Annotated in this window: 16 protein-coding genes; 8 read left to right on the forward strand and 8 right to left on the reverse strand. The window is 49.5% G+C overall.

Going from position 1 to position 18,755, the window contains the following annotated elements; translation table 11 throughout:
- Positions 1-410 precede the first annotated feature (410 nt).
- From noc to rpmH, 8 genes are all read right to left on the reverse strand, one after another.
- A complete protein-coding gene (gene noc, locus FE784_RS32680) occupies positions 411-1,229 on the reverse strand; it encodes a nucleoid occlusion protein (RefSeq protein WP_139606446.1) in 819 nt (272 codons plus the stop codon).
- A gap of 332 nt (positions 1,230-1,561) precedes the next feature.
- Entirely contained in the window at positions 1,562-2,284 is a 723-nt protein-coding gene (rsmG, locus tag FE784_RS32685; RefSeq protein WP_139606447.1) for a 16S rRNA (guanine(527)-N(7))-methyltransferase RsmG, read from the reverse strand.
- 4 nt (positions 2,285-2,288) lie between these two features.
- Positions 2,289-4,178, reverse strand: coding sequence for a tRNA uridine-5-carboxymethylaminomethyl(34) synthesis enzyme MnmG (mnmG, locus tag FE784_RS32690; protein ID WP_139606448.1), 1,890 nt, complete (start codon positions 4,176-4,178; stop codon positions 2,289-2,291).
- 52 nt (positions 4,179-4,230) lie between these two features.
- Positions 4,231-5,604: a tRNA uridine-5-carboxymethylaminomethyl(34) synthesis GTPase MnmE gene (gene mnmE, locus FE784_RS32695; RefSeq protein WP_139606449.1), complete on the reverse strand. Its 1,374-nt coding sequence runs from the start codon at positions 5,602-5,604 to the stop codon at positions 4,231-4,233.
- A 193-nt stretch (positions 5,605-5,797) separates the two neighbouring features.
- Positions 5,798-6,415 (reverse strand): RNA-binding cell elongation regulator Jag/EloR, encoded by a 618-nt coding sequence (jag, locus tag FE784_RS32700; protein ID WP_139606450.1) that lies wholly within the window; start codon positions 6,413-6,415, stop codon positions 5,798-5,800.
- Positions 6,412-7,158, reverse strand: coding sequence for a membrane protein insertase YidC (gene yidC, locus FE784_RS32705; protein WP_139606451.1), 747 nt, complete (start codon positions 7,156-7,158; stop codon positions 6,412-6,414). Before yidC ends, jag begins: the two co-directional genes overlap by 4 nt.
- 173 nt (positions 7,159-7,331) lie before the next feature.
- On the reverse strand, positions 7,332-7,679 hold the full coding sequence (gene rnpA / locus FE784_RS32710; protein ID WP_139606452.1) for a ribonuclease P protein component: 348 nt from the start codon (positions 7,677-7,679) through the stop codon (positions 7,332-7,334).
- Between the two features lie 238 nt (positions 7,680-7,917).
- The gene (gene rpmH, locus FE784_RS32715) at positions 7,918-8,052 is read right to left on the reverse strand and encodes a 50S ribosomal protein L34 (protein ID WP_110841751.1); all 135 of its coding nucleotides are present in this window, start codon (positions 8,050-8,052) and stop codon (positions 7,918-7,920) included.
- Positions 8,053-8,581: 529 nt separating this feature from the next.
- Here rpmH and dnaA point away from each other — a divergent pair.
- The 8 genes from dnaA (at position 8,582) to FE784_RS32755 (ending at position 18,554) form a co-directional block, all read left to right on the forward strand.
- Positions 8,582-9,949 carry a chromosomal replication initiator protein DnaA gene (gene dnaA, locus FE784_RS32720; RefSeq protein WP_139606453.1) on the forward strand — a complete coding sequence of 456 codons (1,368 nt, stop codon included), beginning with the start codon at positions 8,582-8,584 and terminating at the stop codon, positions 9,947-9,949.
- A 240-nt stretch (positions 9,950-10,189) separates the two neighbouring features.
- Positions 10,190-11,332, forward strand: coding sequence for a DNA polymerase III subunit beta (gene dnaN / locus FE784_RS32725; RefSeq protein ID WP_139606454.1), 1,143 nt, complete (start codon positions 10,190-10,192; stop codon positions 11,330-11,332).
- Between the two features lie 25 nt (positions 11,333-11,357).
- Positions 11,358-11,573, forward strand: a complete 216-nt coding sequence (gene yaaA, locus FE784_RS32730) for a S4 domain-containing protein YaaA (RefSeq protein WP_139606455.1) — start codon at positions 11,358-11,360, stop codon at positions 11,571-11,573.
- 15 nt (positions 11,574-11,588) lie between these two features.
- Entirely contained in the window at positions 11,589-12,704 is a 1,116-nt protein-coding gene (gene recF / locus FE784_RS32735; RefSeq protein WP_139606456.1) for a DNA replication/repair protein RecF, read from the forward strand.
- A gap of 36 nt (positions 12,705-12,740) precedes the next feature.
- Positions 12,741-13,022, forward strand: coding sequence for an extracellular matrix regulator RemB (remB, locus tag FE784_RS32740; RefSeq protein ID WP_139606457.1), 282 nt, complete (start codon positions 12,741-12,743; stop codon positions 13,020-13,022).
- Positions 13,023-13,030: 8 nt separating this feature from the next.
- Positions 13,031-14,941: a DNA topoisomerase (ATP-hydrolyzing) subunit B gene (gene gyrB, locus FE784_RS32745; RefSeq protein WP_139606458.1), complete on the forward strand. Its 1,911-nt coding sequence runs from the start codon at positions 13,031-13,033 to the stop codon at positions 14,939-14,941.
- Positions 14,942-14,992: 51 nt separating this feature from the next.
- A complete protein-coding gene (gene gyrA, locus FE784_RS32750) occupies positions 14,993-17,449 on the forward strand; it encodes a DNA gyrase subunit A (protein ID WP_139606459.1) in 2,457 nt (818 codons plus the stop codon).
- A gap of 46 nt (positions 17,450-17,495) precedes the next feature.
- The gene (locus FE784_RS32755; protein ID WP_139606460.1) at positions 17,496-18,554 is read left to right on the forward strand and encodes an HD-GYP domain-containing protein; all 1,059 of its coding nucleotides are present in this window, start codon (positions 17,496-17,498) and stop codon (positions 18,552-18,554) included.
- Positions 18,555-18,755 lie beyond the last annotated feature (201 nt).

Consider the following 18,755-nt stretch of genomic DNA (forward strand, 5'->3'; position numbering starts at 1 on the left):
AGGTCCACAAAAAAAGAAAAACATCTACCGATGCACTTCAAGGATCAGCGCCAAGAGATCAAGAAGAAGTGTTTCTTTGCAAGGAAGTTAAATTCTCCTTAGCTTAAGGAAAGGCTTCAAATCGAAGCGTTATCGATGAAGTACATTCTTAGTAAGAGGTTGCCTTTCTTTAGTTCACAATTTGGCAGTCCGCTTATTCGAAGCATTATTTAAAGCAGTGGCGAACCCTTACCTTTAAAATAACTACAATCAATAGTCTATCAGCCGTACTTGAACGCTTGAAATATTCCCAATCTCTTACACTATTTTTGTTTCCAACTTATATATGATACCACGTTACCCGCCATTAAAAAAGCCTAAAAAAGAAAAGAAGCCCCAATAATTGGAGCTGAATGGTCGATTATGAATATTTAATGTTTTTTCGGAATTCGAATAACGATCTCATAATGATCTTCATGATCTTTCTCATCGGTCTTGATTTGGAGACCCGATCCGGCCACCATTTCTACCGATTGACGAATTGTATTTAGAGCAAGACGAATATCTTTGGAGAAAGAAACTCGTTTGCTTTTCTTAATTGCTGCTGCTTCCTTATAATAATTCACTCTTGCTTCGGTTTGCTTAACATTCAATTCTTTCGTAATGATATCATTCAATACTTTAAGTTGAAGCTCCTCGCTATCGAGAGCAAGCAATGCCCTCGCATGGCGCTCTGTTATTTTCCGCTCCAGAAGCGCCTGTTTTACAGGCTCACTTAGATGCAGCAAACGGATTTTATTGGCGATCGTCGACTGGCTTTTCCCTAGTCGCTGAGCTAAACTTTCTTGGGTTAATCCGTGTATTTCCATTAACTGCTGGTATGCAATCGCTTCTTCAAGAGCGGTTAGCCCTTCACGTTGTAAATTCTCAATAAGAGCAATGGAGGCAGCTTGTGCATCGTTAAATTCTCTAACAATCGCCGGAACGGTATCCATACCGAGCTTCTTTACGGCTCTCCATCTTCGTTCGCCTGCTATAATTTCGAATTTATGGTTCCGAACGCGAACAACAATGGGCTGAATGACTCCGTGTGTTTTAATCGTTTGACAAAGCTCATCGATACGATCGTCGTCAAATATCGTTCTCGGCTGATACGGACTTGGCACGACTTCTCGAACGGGAATATTTTTAACTTCATCTTGGTTCGTTCGTTCCGAGAACCCGAATAGTTTGGAGATTTGTTCTTTCATATGGAAACCAATCACCCAATTCCTTTCGTTGCAATGAAAGCCTTGTCCCGAGGGTTCCCCATCCAGATATCGCGGCTCTTCGCAGTCATCCTACCCATCTACTTGAACTGACTCTTAGGAACTGTTACGCAATAACTTTTCTAATTTCACCACAGCTTGTTCTGCCATTTTACAGGGTTAAAACCGCCATCCAAGGAAGATCGATACGTGGCAGTTCTTTACTATATTAATTCTCCAAAAGTCGGCGATATCCTGCCTGACAATTAGAAACATTTAGGAATTGTTCCACGTGAAACAATGAATCTGGTATTAACGAATGAACCGGAAACTAGCTACGCTAACGGCTGCTTTAATGGTAATCCTGCTTTGCGCGGATACTTTGCTGGAGTGGCATTTGTTTTTTTGATCACAATAATATGTCTTGTGGACTGTTCTATAGGAAGCTCGAAACGGAAAGTCGATTTCTTCTCTCCACGAAGCTGCTTCAAGCTGAACTCCGCCTCACGCAATTCTTCTTCCGGATCCGAGCCTTTCATCGCCGCGAACAATCCGGAAGGCTTGACAAAGGGAAGACAAAATTCGTTAAGTACATTCATGCGGGCAACCGCTCTTGCCGTAACGAGATCGAATGAATCTCTCAGCTCCGATTTCCTGGCCAAATCCTCCGCTCTTCCGTGTATGCACTGAACGTGATCCAGCTCAAGCGTTTCCACAAGATGATTCAAAAATTGAATCCGTTTATTCAATGAATCGATGACCGTCACCCTAAGGTGAGGATATACGATTTTCAACGGAATACTTGGAAATCCCGCGCCGGAACCGATATCCGCAATCGAAGCGACACCCGACATAGGCACAAAAAAAGAAAGAGAGAGCGAATCGTAAAAGTGTTTAATGTATACCTGCTCTCTCTCCGTTATTCCGGTCAAATTCATTTTTTCATTCCACGAAACAAGTTCGTGATAATAGGCTTCGAATTGATTCCACTGCTTCTCGTTTAATACGATGTTCTTCTCCGCCAACAATTCGTCAAAAGCTCTTTTCACTTCGTCCATCGTATCAGCCTCTTGCCGCCGCCATTTTATTGTATTGCTCCAAGTAAACGAGAAGGATCGATATGTCGGCCGGAGTAACGCCGGATATACGCGATGCTTGCCCGATCGAGATCGGCCTGATTTGCGACAGCCTTTGTTTGGCTTCATTGGCAAGACCGTGAATTTCTGCATATTTCAAATCTTCCGGCAGCTTCTTCTTCTCCATCTTGCTCAAACGTTCAACGTGAATGAGCTGCTTCTCGATATATCCTTCATACTTGATTTGTATTTCTACTTGCTCCTTCATCTCATCGTCGAGCTCGAACGGGGACGGGGCCAGCTCTACCAGTTCGTTGTAAGTAATTTCGGGACGACGGAGCAGCGTAATCATATCTACCGCATTGTTAAGCGGTACTGTTCCCGCATCGGTGAGCAGCTTCTGCACATTCGGTTCGGGGCGTAGCTTTGTCGATTTCAACCTGTCGATTTCAGCAGCAACCGTTGCCTTTTTGTGCAAAAACTTGTCATACCTTTGCTGCGCGATCAGCCCAATCTCATAGCCGATCGGCGTCAGACGCAAGTCGGCGTTATCGTGCCGAAGGAGCAGCCGGTATTCCGCCCGGGAAGTAAGAAGACGATACGGCTCGCTCGTTCCTTTGGTTACCAGGTCATCAATCAATACCCCAATATACCCTTGCGAACGATCCAAGACGACCGGGTCCTTCCCTTGAACTTTACGTGCGGCATTGATCCCTGCCATAATCCCTTGACCTGCCGCTTCTTCATATCCGGACGTACCATTGATCTGACCGGCCGTAAACAAACCTTGAATCCGTTTCGTTTCCAATGAAGGCCACAGTTGCGTCGGAACGACAGCGTCATATTCGATGGCGTAACCGGTTCTCATCATCTTCACATTCTCAAGACCGGGAATCGACCGTAAAATTTCCAACTGTACCTCTTCCGGCATGCTGGTCGATAAGCCTTGGACGTAATATTCCGAAGTATGACGTCCTTCCGGCTCCAAAAAGATTTGATGCTTCGGCTTATCGCTGAATCTGACAATTTTATCTTCAATAGAAGGACAGTAGCGCGGTCCTGTTCCTTCAATCGCACCCGAGAACATCGGAGCCCGGTGCAGGTTATTGTTAATAATCTCATGCGTATCGCCCGACGTGTATGTTAGCCAGCAAGGAAGCTGCTCTCTTGCAAACGGCTCTGTCTCATAGGAGAAATATTTAGGTTGTTCGTCACCCGGCTGAATTTCCATTTTGGAGAAATCGATCGTTTCCTTTTGTACCCGAGGCGGAGTCCCCGTCTTGAAACGGACGAGATCGAACCCGAGCTGCTTCAAGCTTTCCGACAGCTTCACTGACGGCTGCTGATTGTTCGGTCCGCTTTCATACATCAGATCGCCCATAATGACTTTGCCGCGCAAATAAGTACCGGTAGTCAATACGATCGATTTGCCGAAATATTGGGCGCCGGTCTTCGTCGTTACTCCGACGCACATCCCATCCTCCACGATCAGCTCTTCCACCATACCTTGGCGCAGCGTAAGCTTCTCCTGCTTCTCGATCGTTTCCTTCATCGTATGCTGGTACAAAAATTTATCCGCTTGCGCCCTCAGCGCATGAACGGCAGGACCCTTTCCCGTATTCAGCATCCGCAGCTGAATAAACGTTTTATCGATGTTGCGGCCCATCTCCCCGCCGAGCGCATCGATCTCCCGAACGACATGGCCTTTTGCCGGACCGCCGATAGAGGGGTTGCACGGCATGAAGGCGACCATATCCAAGTTAATGGTCAACAACAAAGTGTCGCAGCCCATTCGGGCGGCAGCCAAAGCCGCCTCGCAGCCGGCATGCCCGGCCCCTATGACAATGACTTCATATTGCCCTGCTGTATAGTTCATGATAAAACCTCCTTTGCATGTAAAATCCAGAAATGGAACATATGTTCCTCATTTACTTTCCAAGACAAAACTGCGAAAAAATTTGATCGATCAGTGACTCTCCCACCGAATCACCCACAAGCTCTCCGAGATTTTCCCAGGCATTGCGGATGTCGATCTGGATCATATCGATAGGCACGAACTGGTCGGCTGCGTTCTGAGCTTCTTCCAGCGCTCGCTTCGCGTTATTCAGCAAATGAATGTGCCGCACATTGCTCACATAAGTGATATCGTTCGTCTCCAGCTGTCCGCCGAAAAACAAGTTCGCAATCGCCTCTCCCAACCGATCCAAGCCTTCGTTTTCCTTCACGGACATCGGAACGATCCGCTCCGGGGGGAAACGCGCTTCCATATAAGAAAGGTCGGCGGCCGTAGGCAGATCGCTTTTATTCAACACTACGATGCTTTGCTTGTCTTTTACTTGCTCCATCAATAACTTCTCGTCCTCATGAAGCGGTTCGTTGCGATTAATAACGAGCAAGATCAAATCCGCATCGGTCAGAGCGTTCCTCGACCGTTCCACGCCGATCCGTTCGACAATATCTTCCGTTTCCCTTAGTCCCGCCGTATCCAGCAGCTTTAGAGGGATACCGTTCAAGTTCACGTATTCCTCGATAACGTCCCGTGTCGTCCCCGGAATGTCCGTCACAATCGCTTTATTGTCCTGGGCGAGCGCATTCAGCAGAGATGATTTCCCGACGTTAGGACGGCCTACGATGGCCGTTACGATCCCTTCGCGAAGAATCTTCCCCTGCTCTGCGGAGAGCAGCAGCCGGTCCAGATCCAGAATCGCATTAGCGCACTTATCCTTGATATAGGCATTCGTCAGCTCTTCTACGTCATGTTCGGGATAATCGATGTTCACTTCAATATGCGCCATCAGTTCGACGAGCCGATGCCTCAGCTCCTTGACCTGCTTCGAGAGATTCCCTTCCACTTGCTTTAAGGCGATTTTAAAAGCGCGATCCGATTTGGCTCGGATCAAGTCGATAACCGCCTCCGCCTGGGTAAGGTCGATCCGGCCGTTCAGAAAAGCCCGCTTCGTAAACTCGCCAGGCTCGGCCAAACGGACTCCTTGCTCCAATACTAAGCCGAGCACTTTTTTGACCGATATAATCCCGCCGTGACAGCTGATCTCCACAACGTCCTCGGTCGTAAACGACCGCGGCCCTCGCATTACTGTCACCAATACTTCCTCGACTCGTTCGCCGTTGGAAGGGTGCACGATATGTCCGTAATGGACCGTGTGGGTTGCAACGTCCGCCAGCTTTCCCTTGAACGAGAATATACGATCCGTCGTTTCGATCGAATCCGCTCCGCTTATTCGTATGACGGCAATCCCCCCTTCCCCCGCCGGGGTCGAGATAGCCGCAATCGTCTCCGTCATTGTTTATCACGCACCACCTTTTACGATCCCGCACCGGTCATGAGTAAGTGCCGGGAAAAACAAAAGCAATGACATCCGCCCCGCGGAGTCATTGCAAGTTTAGCGCTTGTAAGCCGCAATGAAGCGTACCGGGCCGGTCATCCGAAGCAACTGCTTGGCAGCAAACAGTCGAATCCCGCATGGCTCACTTCTCCTATCTGATTGCTATTACGACTCTACGGTTCGGCTCTTCCCCTTTGCTGAACGTCTTCACTTCCGGATGGTTCTGCAACTGGGAGTGGATGACCTTCCGTTCTTGCGGCGACATCGGCTCCAGCACGACTTCCTTGCGGGTTCGAATCACGCGCATAGCCAGGCGGTCGGACAGCTCCTCGAGCGTCTGCCTTCGCCGCAGCCGGAATTTCTCCGCATCCAGCACGATCCGGATATGGGAAGCAGCGTAGCGGTTTGCCACTATATTAACGAGATATTGCAAAGAGTCCAGCGTCTGTCCTCTTCTACCGATCAGTATTCCCATTTCTTTGCCGTTCAAATTAATTTGTACGCCGTCAGCGGTTTGTTCACGATCGATTTTCACTTGGATGTCCATCGTACGAAATACGTCTTCCAAAAAGGCGACGGCTTCTTCCAGCGCATCCGGAATCAGCTCCAGCTCCACCTTTGCGTCTTTGGAGCCGATAAGGCCGAACAGTCCTTTAGACGGCTGTTCCAGTACTTTCGTCTTCACCCGGTCCTCCGGAACGTTCCATTGGTTCAATCCGGATTTAATCGCTTCGTCGATCGTTTTACCCGTGACAACGATTGTTTTCATTTCGATAGGCCACCCTTTTGATTTGATCTACCGTATAGAAAATAAGATTGCACGACTGTGAACAAGTTGCTATATACCCAATATAACGGCAGCGCCGAAGCGAAGTTCATCGACATGACGAAAATCAAAACCGGGAAAATAAACATCAGGCTTTGCATTTGCGGCGTCATTTGATTTGCCATCACTTTTTGCTGCGCCCATGTCGTTATAGCGGCGAGCGTCGGGAGCACATAATACGGATCCGGGGTGCCGAGCTGCATCCACAGGAAATTATGCTGACTGATCTCCCCGTTACGGACGATCGCATTGTACAGTGCAATCAGAATCGGCATTTGCACGATCAAAGGCAGACAGCCGGCCAAAGGATTGACGCCGTTCTTTTGGAACAGCTTCATCGTCTCTTCCTGCTGCTTTTTCGGATCGTCCTTATGCTTTTCTTTAATTTTCTTCATCTCTGGCTGGATCGCCTGCATCGCCTTGGAACTGCGATATTGTTTAAGGGTAAGAGGAAGCACGAGAAAGCGGATCATGATCGTTACGACCAAAATGGACAAGCCGTACTGTCCCCATAGCAAGTCCGCAAACCAGTTTAGCAGCCACGAAAGCGGATGCACGAAATAACGGTCCCAAATCCCGTTCGCGGGATCGATCGGATTCGTTTGCGCCGACATGCTGCTGCAGCCTGACAAGATGACCAGGGCTGCGGTAAACAGCAGGGCTAGTTGTATACGACGACGGGCCAAAATAAGCTTCCTCCCAAATATCTTTGTCTATACGTACATCTATAGTCGACCGAACCCGTTCAAGAAGCATGCCTAACATAAGGACGGGAAACGGCCCTCCTATCCAACATCAACTATACCACATGTTGGACGCCAAAGAAAACTTTTTGTAGGCGCTCCGGGTATGTATGCGGCTAAGACGGATTCCTTAGCAGCTGTGCCCTTTTCAATCCATGGAGCAGGCTCTTCTCCATCTGTTTGTAGTCCATTTCCGCGACCGGCTTTCGGCCGATGACAATGAAATCATAATGGGAACGAATCTTCTCCGCATTCAATCGAACGATTTCCTTCATCATTCGTCTGATCCGGTTTCTGACAACGGCGCTTCCCAGCTTTTTGCTGACCGACACTCCCATCCGGAAACGCTCGATCCGGGGATTCGGCAAACTGTATATGACAACCTGCAAGTTCGCCGCCGACTTGCCGCAACGGTACACTTTATTAAAATCTTCCTTGCGGGTCAACCTCAATTCCTTCTGCATCGGACTCACCATCTATTCGACTTGGGGACACGGCAAACAAATCCGCCACAAAAAAAACCATACGGATCCTATCGTTCACACTTTGTCGGGAATTTAAACGAATCGCCGCCAGACCGTTCCTTCTTTATAATAAAAGATTAGCGACATCGGCCGGAAGCCGATCATCGCTTCGGCGGTTTGGCGAAGTTGAATGTTCTTTGACGATAAAAAGAAAAGACCACCTTGAAGTGGCCTTCCGTTATGCGCTGATAACTTTTCTTCCTTTTTGGCGGCGGGCTTTCAATACTTTGCGGCCGTTTTTCGTGCTCATTCTTTTGCGAAACCCGTGTACCTTTTTGCGCTTGCTTACATTCGGTTTAAATGTAGGACCCATCTATCGCACCTCCTTGCACAGTTCCGTGTTCATCTTCTGAAGACGCCTCTATACATTAAATCATTTCCGCCCGCAAAAGTCAATTCGCCGGCAGCTTGCATTTTTTGCACAGCCAAGCCGTCTCGGCTCCGTCCACTTATCCCGAATCGCGCTTTTTCGATAAATTTTATCCACTTGTGCATAACTTTTTGCGGACCAAAAACGGATTTTGTCGATTTTTGCACAGGGTATAAACAATATGTAGTGCTGTTAACAACTTTTGCGCACAAGGTCTAGATATTGTGGATAATGTTTGAAAACACGCGCCAAGTCTGCTATTATGATATTGTTTTCGGTTGTGAATAGTTTGTGTAATTCTCCGCTTATCAACAGGGTGTGGATAAGTTTGTGAACAATTTCCCCCTACCTACTTTTACAATATTCCCAATCCTATGACCATTGTGGATAATATCCGACATAAATCTTTGCAAGTATTCACATAGCAAGCTCCCCTGTCTGACCGGTATTGAATTGAAGGAGTGAACAAACTGTGGACGGTCATACCCACGATTTATGGCAACAAGTGTTGTCCGTTATCCAAACCAAACTTAGCAAACCGAGCTTCGACACTTGGCTGAAATCGACAAAAGCGTCCGTCTTCACCGAAACGCAGTTGATCGTGTGCGCACCGACGAATTTCGCCCGAGAGTGGCTGGAGAGCCGCTATAAGAAGATGATTGCCAAAACCGTACTCGATTATTTGGGTCGCGAGGTCGAAGTCCAATTCGTGCTGCAGGATACCGAGGCTCCACCCGCGAAGACGGCCCAGTCCATTGCCGTACCGCAGCCCGTCAAACAGTCGCCCATCCAGGAAGACGGCAGCATATACAATACGTTGAACCCTAAATATACGTTCGACACGTTCGTTATCGGCTCAGGCAACCGGTTTGCCCATGCAGCCTCGCTGGCCGTAGCCGAAGCGCCTGCCAAGACGTACAATCCGCTGTTTCTGTATGGCGGCGTAGGACTCGGCAAGACTCACTTGATGCATGCCATCGGAAATTACGTGCTTGAACACAATCCGGACGCTCGCGTCCTTTATATTTCCTCCGAGAAGTTCACTAACGAGTTTATTAATGCCGTCCGTGACAACCGGGGCGAGGATTTCCGCAACAAATACCGGAAAATCGACGTGCTGCTGATCGACGATATCCAGTTTTTGGCCGGCAAGGAAGGCACCCAGGAAGAGTTTTTCCATACGTTCAATGCGCTGCACGAGGAACGCAAGCAAATCATCATCTCGAGCGACCGCCTGCCCAAGGAAATACCGACGCTCGAGGACCGGCTCCGCTCCCGCTTCGAATGGGGTCTCAATACCGATATCCAGCCGCCAGATTTGGAGACGCGTATCGCCATATTACGCAAGAAAGCGAAAGCGGAAAACCTCGATATCCCGAACGAAGCGATGATCTATATAGCCAATCAGATCGATACGAACATCCGTGAGCTCGAGGGCGCGCTGATTCGCGTAGTCGCCTACTCGTCGCTTATTAACCAGGACATCACGACCCATCTGGCTGCGGAAGCGTTGAAGGATATTATTCCGTCGAGTCGGCCGAAAATCATTACGATCCACGACATTCAGCAGCGTGTCGGCGAATTCTACAACCTGAAGCTCGATGATTTCAAGGCTCGCAAGCGGACGAAGGCTGTCGCCTTTCCCCGACAAGTCGCCATGTACTTGTCCCGCGAGCTGACCGACTACTCCCTTCCGAAGATCGGCGAGGCATTCGGGGGACGGGATCATACGACCGTCATCCATGCTCACGAAAAAATCGCTACGGCCCTTCAGCAGGATCAGGACTTATACAAAATCCTTCAATCGATTACCGAGAAAATCAAAGATCCGTCCTCTTAATAGATAAGAGCCTATGCACAAACTATTCACATGTGGATAGGCTTTATTGTTCTAGGGGTTTGCCCACATATCCACATATTCAGGGCCCCTACTACTTCTATCACTTTAAAAGATATATACTTATGCATAATAGAGATGCCAAAATCGCATCGGCACCATTACCGTTTCCGAACGAAAGAAGTTTACGTTTCCCATCTTATGCGGCAATGGGAACCATTTAGAACCGGGAGTTGAATTGTTATGAAATTGAATATTTTGAAAGAACATTTGAACGAATCCATTCAGCACGTAACCAAAGCGATATCCAGCCGGACAACGATTCCGATTTTGACCGGCATCAAAATAGACGTCGATACGGACGGCGTTACGCTCACCGCCTCCGATACCGAGATCTCCATCCAAAGCCATATTCCGATTGAAAAAGAAGGAAACGAAATCGTTCAAATCCTGACGCCGGGAAGCGTTGTTCTGCCGGCCAAATTTTTTACGGAGATCATCAAGAAGCTTCCGTCTTCCGACGTAACGATCGAAGTAAAGGACAATTTCATTACGTGGATCAGCTCAGGCTCGGCCGAGATTCAGATCGTCGGACTGGATCCGGAGGAATATCCGCTTCTTCCCCAATTGGAGGAGAACAACATCGTTTCCGTCTCGAGCGAATTGTTGAAGACGATGATCAGACAGACTACGTTTGCCGTATCCACGAGCGAAACGTCCCCGATCCTTACCGGCGTTCTGTGGAGTTTCAGCCGCGATCGTCTCAAGCTGATCGCTTGCGACCGGTTGCGCATGGCTTCCCGCGAAGCGCAGATCGAAGCCGAGGGCGAAATCGAATTTCACAATATCGTCATTGCGGGCAAAAGCTTGAACGAGCTCAACAAGCTGCTTCCCGACCAGAACATGCCCATCGACATTGTCGTTGCGAACAATCAGGTGCTGTTCAAAATCGATCGAATCCAGTTTTACACGCGCATACTGGACGGCGCCTATCCCGATACGTCCAAGCTGATTCCCCAGTCGTTCCAAACCCATCTGACGATCGATACGAGGAAGCTGGCCGACGCCATCGACCGGGCTTATTTGCTTTCCCGCGAGGAAAAAACGAATATTGTCAAAATGACGTTGAAAGACGAGAAGACGGTCGAAATCTCGTCCAGCTCGAGCGAACTCGGCAAAGTGACCGAGCAGATCGATACCCACAAGCTCGACGGCGATTTGCTGAGCATTTCGTTCAACTCCAAATATATGCTGGATGCCTTGAAGGTCATCGACAGCGACTTCATCCAAATTTGTTTCCGCGGACCGATGCAGCCGATCATCATGAAGCCGGAGGACCATTCCAACATGCTGCATCTGATCATGCCTTACCGGACGACAACCTGATAATCGAATAGATGGAGAATCGGACATGAAGACGATAACGATAACTACGGAATACATTACGCTCGGACAATTTTTGAAATTGGCGGATTGCATATCGACCGGAGGAGAAGTGAAGTTTTTCGTCAAAGAAACGGCGATCCTCGTCAACGACGAGCCGGAAAACCGCAGGGGACGCAAGCTTTATCCCAAAGACCGCATATCGGTACAAGGCTGCGGTACGTTCGTAGTCGAACGGCGTTAACTAGGAGGCTTCTTTTTGTATCTCAAAAAATTGTCGCTGCGCGATTATCGCAACTATGAATCGATCGAGTTCGCCACGGAAGGAGCCGTCAATCTATTCGTCGGCCCGAACGCCCAAGGGAAAACGAACTTGCTGGAAGCGATATTCGTCTTGGCCTTAACGAAATCCCACCGTACGCACCAGGACAAGGAATTGATCCGTTGGGGAGCGGACCGTACGATGCTGCGCGCAGAGCTGGATAAAAAATACGGTCCGTGCACGCTCGACCTGACGTTTACGAATCAGGGCAAGAAGGCAAGTATCAACGGATTGGAGCAAAAAAAACTGAGCGGCTTCATCGGCGCTCTGAACGTCGTGATGTTCGCCCCGGAAGATTTGAGCATCGTCAAAGGAGCTCCCGGCGTACGACGCCGGTTCCTCGATATGGAGATCGGTCAAGTACAGCCCTCCTATTTGCACGATTTGAGCCAATACCAGAAAGTGCTCGTTCAGCGCAACAATATGCTAAAGCAATCGTTCCGGCAATCGCAGGTAAACGGAGCGCTGATGGAGGTTTGGAACGAACAACTCGTAGGGTTGAGTATTAAAATCATGAAAAAGCGTCAAAACTTTATAAATAAGCTGCAAATTTGGGCGGAATCGATCCATCGCGGCATTACAAACGGTCTGGAGACGCTTGCAATCGAGTACAAGCCTTCCTTCGCCTATGACGGTTCGGTAGAAGATTCTGTTTTATTTGAGCAATTTATGATAAAGTTATCACAGGCTAAAGATCAGGAAATACGCCGCAGCACGACTTTATACGGCCCGCACCGGGACGATCTTGCCTTCTTCATTAACGGGAAGGACGTTCAGACGTTCGGTTCGCAGGGGCAGCAGCGGACGACGGCGTTGTCGCTAAAACTTGCGGAAATCGAGTTTATCCAGGAGGAAGTCGGCGAATATCCGATCCTGCTGCTGGATGACGTATTGTCCGAATTGGACACATACCGGCAAACCCAACTTCTCGAGACGTTCCAGACGAAAGTTCAGACGTTCATCACGACGACCGGCGTGGAAAGCCTTCAGATGAACCGACTGGAGAACGCCTCCATTTTTCATGTGCGAAACGGTCAATTGGTTCTTGCCTAACACTCGCCTATCATCGAAAGAGGGAGCTGATTCGTCATGTTCATTCATTTAGGCGGAGAAAAGATCATTCGTGCGTCCGAGTTGATCGCCATATTCGATCTGTCGATCGAGAAGTCTTCGAAAATATCGAAAAGCTTCGTCCAGCACGCCCAGAAAGAAAAAAACGTGGAAGTGATCGGGGAAGAGGAATGCAAATCGATCGTCGTCACGAAGAACAAAGTGTATTATTCCCCGATTTCCTCCACGACCTTGAAAAAACGGACCAGCAGCTTGTTGATGAGCGATATCGAAAATTTTTCAAATCAAAGAAGTAGGTGACCTAGCTAATGACTGTCAACAAACACGCATACGACGAAAGCCAGATCCAGGTGCTCGAGGGGCTTGAAGCGGTACGGAAACGCCCGGGGATGTACATTGGGTCTACCGGCGTCCGGGGACTTCACCACTTGGTTTGGGAAGTAGTAGATAATAGCATCGACGAGGCGTTGGCGGGATATTGCACGACGATCCAGGTAATCGTTCACAAGGATAATAGCGTCACCGTCATCGACAACGGTCGGGGCATACCGGTCGGCGAGAATGCGAAGCTGAAACGTTCCACGCTCGAAGTCGTTCTGACGGTACTGCATGCCGGCGGAAAGTTCGGCGGAGAAGGCTATAAAGTATCCGGCGGCTTGCACGGCGTAGGCGTATCGGTAGTAAACGCCTTATCGGAGCGTTTGATCGTTCAAGTGAAGTTGAACGGCCATATCCATATGCAGGAATATGAGCGCGGCGCCCCGCAATACGACGTCAAAATAGTCGGGGATACCGAGGAGACGGGGACGACGGTGACGTTCAAGCCGGATCCGGAAATTTTTACCGAGACGACCGAATACGATTACGATATATTGCAGTCCCGGATTCGCGAGCTCGCTTTTTTGAATAAAGGGATCGAAATCGTGCTTACCGACGAACGCCACGATCTCTCGAACACGTTTAAATACGAGGGCGGGATCGTCTCGTATGTCGAACATTTGAATCGGACGAAGCAAGCCGTTCACGAGCCACCGATCTATATCGAAGGCGAGAAAGACATGATTCAAGTGGAAGTGGCTCTGCAATACAACGATAGCTATACGGAGAACATTTATTCGTTCGCCAACAATATCAACACCCACGAGGGCGGCACGCACGAATCGGGCTTTAAAAGCGCTTTGACCCGCATATTGAACGATTATGCGCGCAAATCGAATTCGATCAAGGACAATGATTCCAATCTGACCGGAGACGACGTACGGGAAGGATTGACCGCGATCATATCCGTCAAGATTCCCGATCCGCAATTCGAAGGTCAGACGAAGACGAAGCTCGGCAATAGCGAAGTGCGAGGCATCGTGGAATCTTTGTTCGCTGACAAGTTCGAGGAGTTTCTGAACGAAAATCCGACTATCGCCAAAAGAATCATAGAAAAGGGCATCCAAGCGGCTCGGGCACGTGAAGCGGCCAGGAAGGCACGCGAACTGACTCGCCGCAAAAGCGCGCTCGAGGTCAGCTCCCTGCCCGGCAAGCTTGCCGACTGCTCGTCAAGGGACGCCTCGATCAGCGAAGTGTACATCGTCGAAGGGGACTCTGCCGGCGGATCGGCCAAGCAGGGCAGAGACCGTCACTTCCAAGCGATACTGCCGCTGCGGGGCAAAATTTTGAACGTTGAGAAATCGCGATTGGACAAAATATTGTCCAACGCGGAAATTCGCGCGATTATTACGGCGCTTGGTACGGGCATCGGAGACGATTTCGATATCGCCAAAGCGCGCTACCACAAAGTTATTATTATGACCGATGCCGACGTTGACGGAGCGCACATCCGGACGCTGCTGCTCACGTTCTTTTACAGGTATATGCGTCAAATCATCGAGTCCGGCTATATTTATATCGCACAGCCGCCGCTGTTCAAAATAGAACGGAACAAAACGGTCCGCTATGCTTATAACGAGAAGCAGCGGGACGTGATTTTGCAGGAATTCGGCGAAGGCGTCAAAGCGAACATCCAGCGCTATAAAGGACTGGGCGAAATGAATCCGGGGCAGCTGTGGGAGACGACCATGGATCCGGACAGCCGGACGATGCTGCAGGTCAGCATTCAGGACGCCATCGAGGCGGACGCCGTCTTCGATACGCTGATGGGCGACAACGTCGAGCCGCGGAGAGATTTTATACAGCAGCATGCCAAATACGTGAAAAATTTGGACGTATAGCGTTTCGTTCCACACCTGTTTTGTCAGAGTACCAGCTTCTAGGAGGTTTCCATGGCTGAAGAAAACCGTTCGCAAGTGAGAGATATCGATATCGGCACCGAAATGCGCGCGTCGTTTATGGATTATGCGATGAGCATTATCGTCAGCCGCGCGCTTCCGGACGTCCGGGACGGGCTGAAGCCGGTTCACCGCCGCATATTGTACGCGATGTCCGAACTGGGCATGGCTCCGGACAAGCCTTATAAAAAGTCGGCGAGAATCGTCGGCGAAGTCATCGGGAAATATCACCCGCACGGCGATTCTGCCGTATACGAAACGATGGTCGGTTTGGCTCAGGATTTCTCGACCCGTTACATGCTCGTAGACGGTCACGGCAACTTCGGTTCGATCGACGGGGATTTCGCCGCGGCCATGCGGTATACGGAAGCGCGCCTGTCGAAAATATCGATGGAGCTTTTGCGCGACCTGCAAAAAGAAACGATCGATTTCGTGCCGAACTACGATGGCGAAGAGCAGGAGCCGTCCGTTCTCCCTGCCCGTTATCCGAACCTGCTGGTAAACGGTTCGTACGGGATTGCCGTTGGGATGGCCACAAGTATTCCGCCTCATAATTTGGGAGAAGTCATCGACGGCGTGCAGATGCTGATCGACAATCCGGACGTGACTCCTCTCGAGTTGATGCAGACGATCAAAGGCCCTGATTTTCCGACGGGCGCCTATATTTTGGGACGCGAAGGCATCCGGCAAGCTTACACGACCGGACGCGGGCACGCCACCATGCGCGCCAAAGTCAATATCGAGGAAAATAACAATAAGGCGCGCATAATCGTTTATGAGCTGCCATATAAAGTGAATAAAGCGAAGCTGGTCGAGAAAATCGCCGAGCTCGTACGCGACAAGCATATCGACGGGATTACAGACCTTCGGGACGAGTCCGACCGTACGGGAATGCGTATCGTGATCGAATTGCGCCGAGACGTCAATCCGAACGTCGTCCTGAACAATTTGTATAAGCATACGCCGATGCAATCCAATTACGGGATCATCATGCTGGCGCTCGTTAACGGCGAGCCGAAGGTGTTGAACCTGAGGGACATGCTTTATTATTACTTGAAGCACCAGCAGGAAGTCATTCGCCGCCGTACCGAATACGATTTGAGAAAAGCGGAAGCGAGAGCCCACATTCTCGAAGGGCTGCGCATCGCTCTCGACAATTTGGACGAAGTCATCACGCTCATCCGCTCTTCCAGAACGACGGAAGAGGCGCGTGAAGGACTCATGAGCCGGTTCAACTTGAGCCATGAGCAGGCGCAAGCGATTCTGGATATGCGCTTGCAGCGTCTGACCGGCTTGGAACGGGAGAAGATCGAGGCGGAATACGCCGAGCTGATGCAGAAAATCGCCGAGTATAAAGCCATTCTCGCCGACGAGCAGCTGATCCTGGGCATCATCAGCGATGAACTGCGGGAGATCAAGGAGAAGTTTGCCGACGAACGCCGCAGTGAAATTACGATCGGGGAAGAAAGCATCGAAGACGAGGATTTGATTCCGCGCGAGGATGTTATTATTACGATTACCCATACCGGCTATGTCAAACGGTTGCCTGTCACGACGTATCGAAGCCAAAAACGCGGCGGAAGAGGCGTCGTAGGCATGGATACGAAGGATAAAGACTTCCTCGAACATTTGTTTGTATCCAACACGCATCAATATTTGATGTTCTTCACGAACAAAGGGAAGGCGTATCGGTTAAAGGCGTATGAAATTCCCGATTTGAGCCGCACGGCCAGAGGAACGCCGATTATCAATCTGATTCAGATCGAGCAGGGAGAGACCGTTAATGCGGTCATACCGATCGAAAATTTCGATTCCGAGCAATACTTGTTTTTCGCGACGAAAAACGGGATCGTGAAGAAAACGCCGCTTGACGATTATTCCAACATTCGCAAGGCGGGCTTGATCGCGATTCATCTGCGCGAGGATGACGATCTGATCGGCGTGAAGCTGACTGACGGCAAGCAGGAAATCATTATGGGGACGAAGCAAGGCATGTCGATCCGTTTCTCGGAAGACGACGTTCGCCCGATGGGCCGTTCCGCAACAGGCGTCAAAGGCATAACGATTTCCGATGACGATGCCGTAATCGATATGGACGTCGTCGATTTGAATGACGATGTACTCATTGTCACGTCCAAAGGGTACGGCAAACGGACTCCGATGGACGAATACCGGATTCAAACACGGGGCGGCAAAGGGATAAAAACGTTGAACATCACCTCCAAGAACGGTCCCGTCGTCGGCTTGAAAGTCGTCAAAAACGAGGAAGACCTCATGATCATTACCGCTTCGGGCACTATCATCCGCACGAGCATGTCGGGAATCAATACGATGGGCCGCAATACGCAGGGCGTCAAGCTCATCAATACTCGCGACGACGATGAAGTGGCAACCGTTACTCGCGTGGAGAAAAGCGAAGAGGCGGCTGAACTGGAAGAAGAAGAAGAATGAGCCGGGTACGATTCGATAATCGTAAACGTAAGGCAGGGGAAAATTGATGGCGATCGTTTCCGTCTCCCAGTTGAAGATAGGCGATAGAATTGTCGAAGACGTCATTACGAAGATGGGCAACGTCTTATTCAAGAAAGGCTTTAACGTTACCCCGAGGGAATACGAAATATTGAGGGCTTTTCTGATTCCTTCGGTCTCGATCGAGACGAAGGAATCGGATGCCGATTCAACGGATAAAGCGGAGGAGTACAAGGCCGAGGACACCGGGCTTATCCAGTTTTATACCGAATACGACAAGATGATCCAGCTGTTGAAGAAGATGTTCAAGGACTCGATGTCCAGTCCGGCCATCCCGATCTTGGACATCCGCAACGGCATGGAGCATCTGATCTCCAAAATCCAGCATTACAACATTTTGACGTTTACTCCCCGGATGCTTAGTACGGATGAGTATATTTATCACAACAGCATCATGGTCGCCCTCACATCGTTTATTTTGGCGCGGTGGCATGGGTTCCAGAGCAAGGACTGGATGCCGATAGCATTGGGCGGACTGCTTCACGATATCGGAAATGCGAAAGTCGATCCGGCCATTTTGTCCAAACCGTCGAAGCTGACGGTATTGGAAGTGGAGGAAGTACGAAGGCACACGCTATACGGGTACTCGATCCTGAAAAATATTCCGGCGCTTAACGAAGGCTCCAAGCTTTGCGCGCTGCAGCACCATGAGCGCGAAGACGGATCCGGCTATCCGCTTGCCGTCAAAGGAGATAAAATCCACCCGTACGCGAAAGTGATCGCCGTATCCGATATATTTCACGCAATGACGAGCCACCGGACCTATAAGAGGGCACAATCGCCGTATCTCGTTTTGGAGCAGCTGCAGAAGGAGTCGTTCGGCAAGCTCGATCCGATTATCGTATCGACGTTCATCAACAAGGTGACGCAGTTCCATCACGGTACTATCGTGCGGCTTAGCGATAACCGAGTAGGAGAAATCATATTTACGGATCGATCGAATCCGACCCGGCCTATGGTCAATGTGAACGGGACGATTATCAATTTGGCGGTGGATCGGAAGCTATTTATTCAAGAAGTAATATAGATATACTCTATGGGTGCTGATGCGCCCGTTTTTTTATTTAAATGATGTTGACACTGTCGAATGGGCGTGGTATTCTATAACTCGCCCCTTTGATAAGGTTGTTATCAAAAAGCAGCTGAAAAAAAGAAATTCAAAAAAAGCTTGCAAATAGATAGGCAGCTGTGATATATTAAAGAGGTCGCCGCAAAACGGCGAAAAATG

It is taken from the genome of Paenibacillus hemerocallicola (assembly GCF_006265175.1).
Classification (GTDB): Bacteria; Bacillota; Bacilli; order Paenibacillales; family NBRC-103111; genus Paenibacillus_AB; species Paenibacillus_AB hemerocallicola.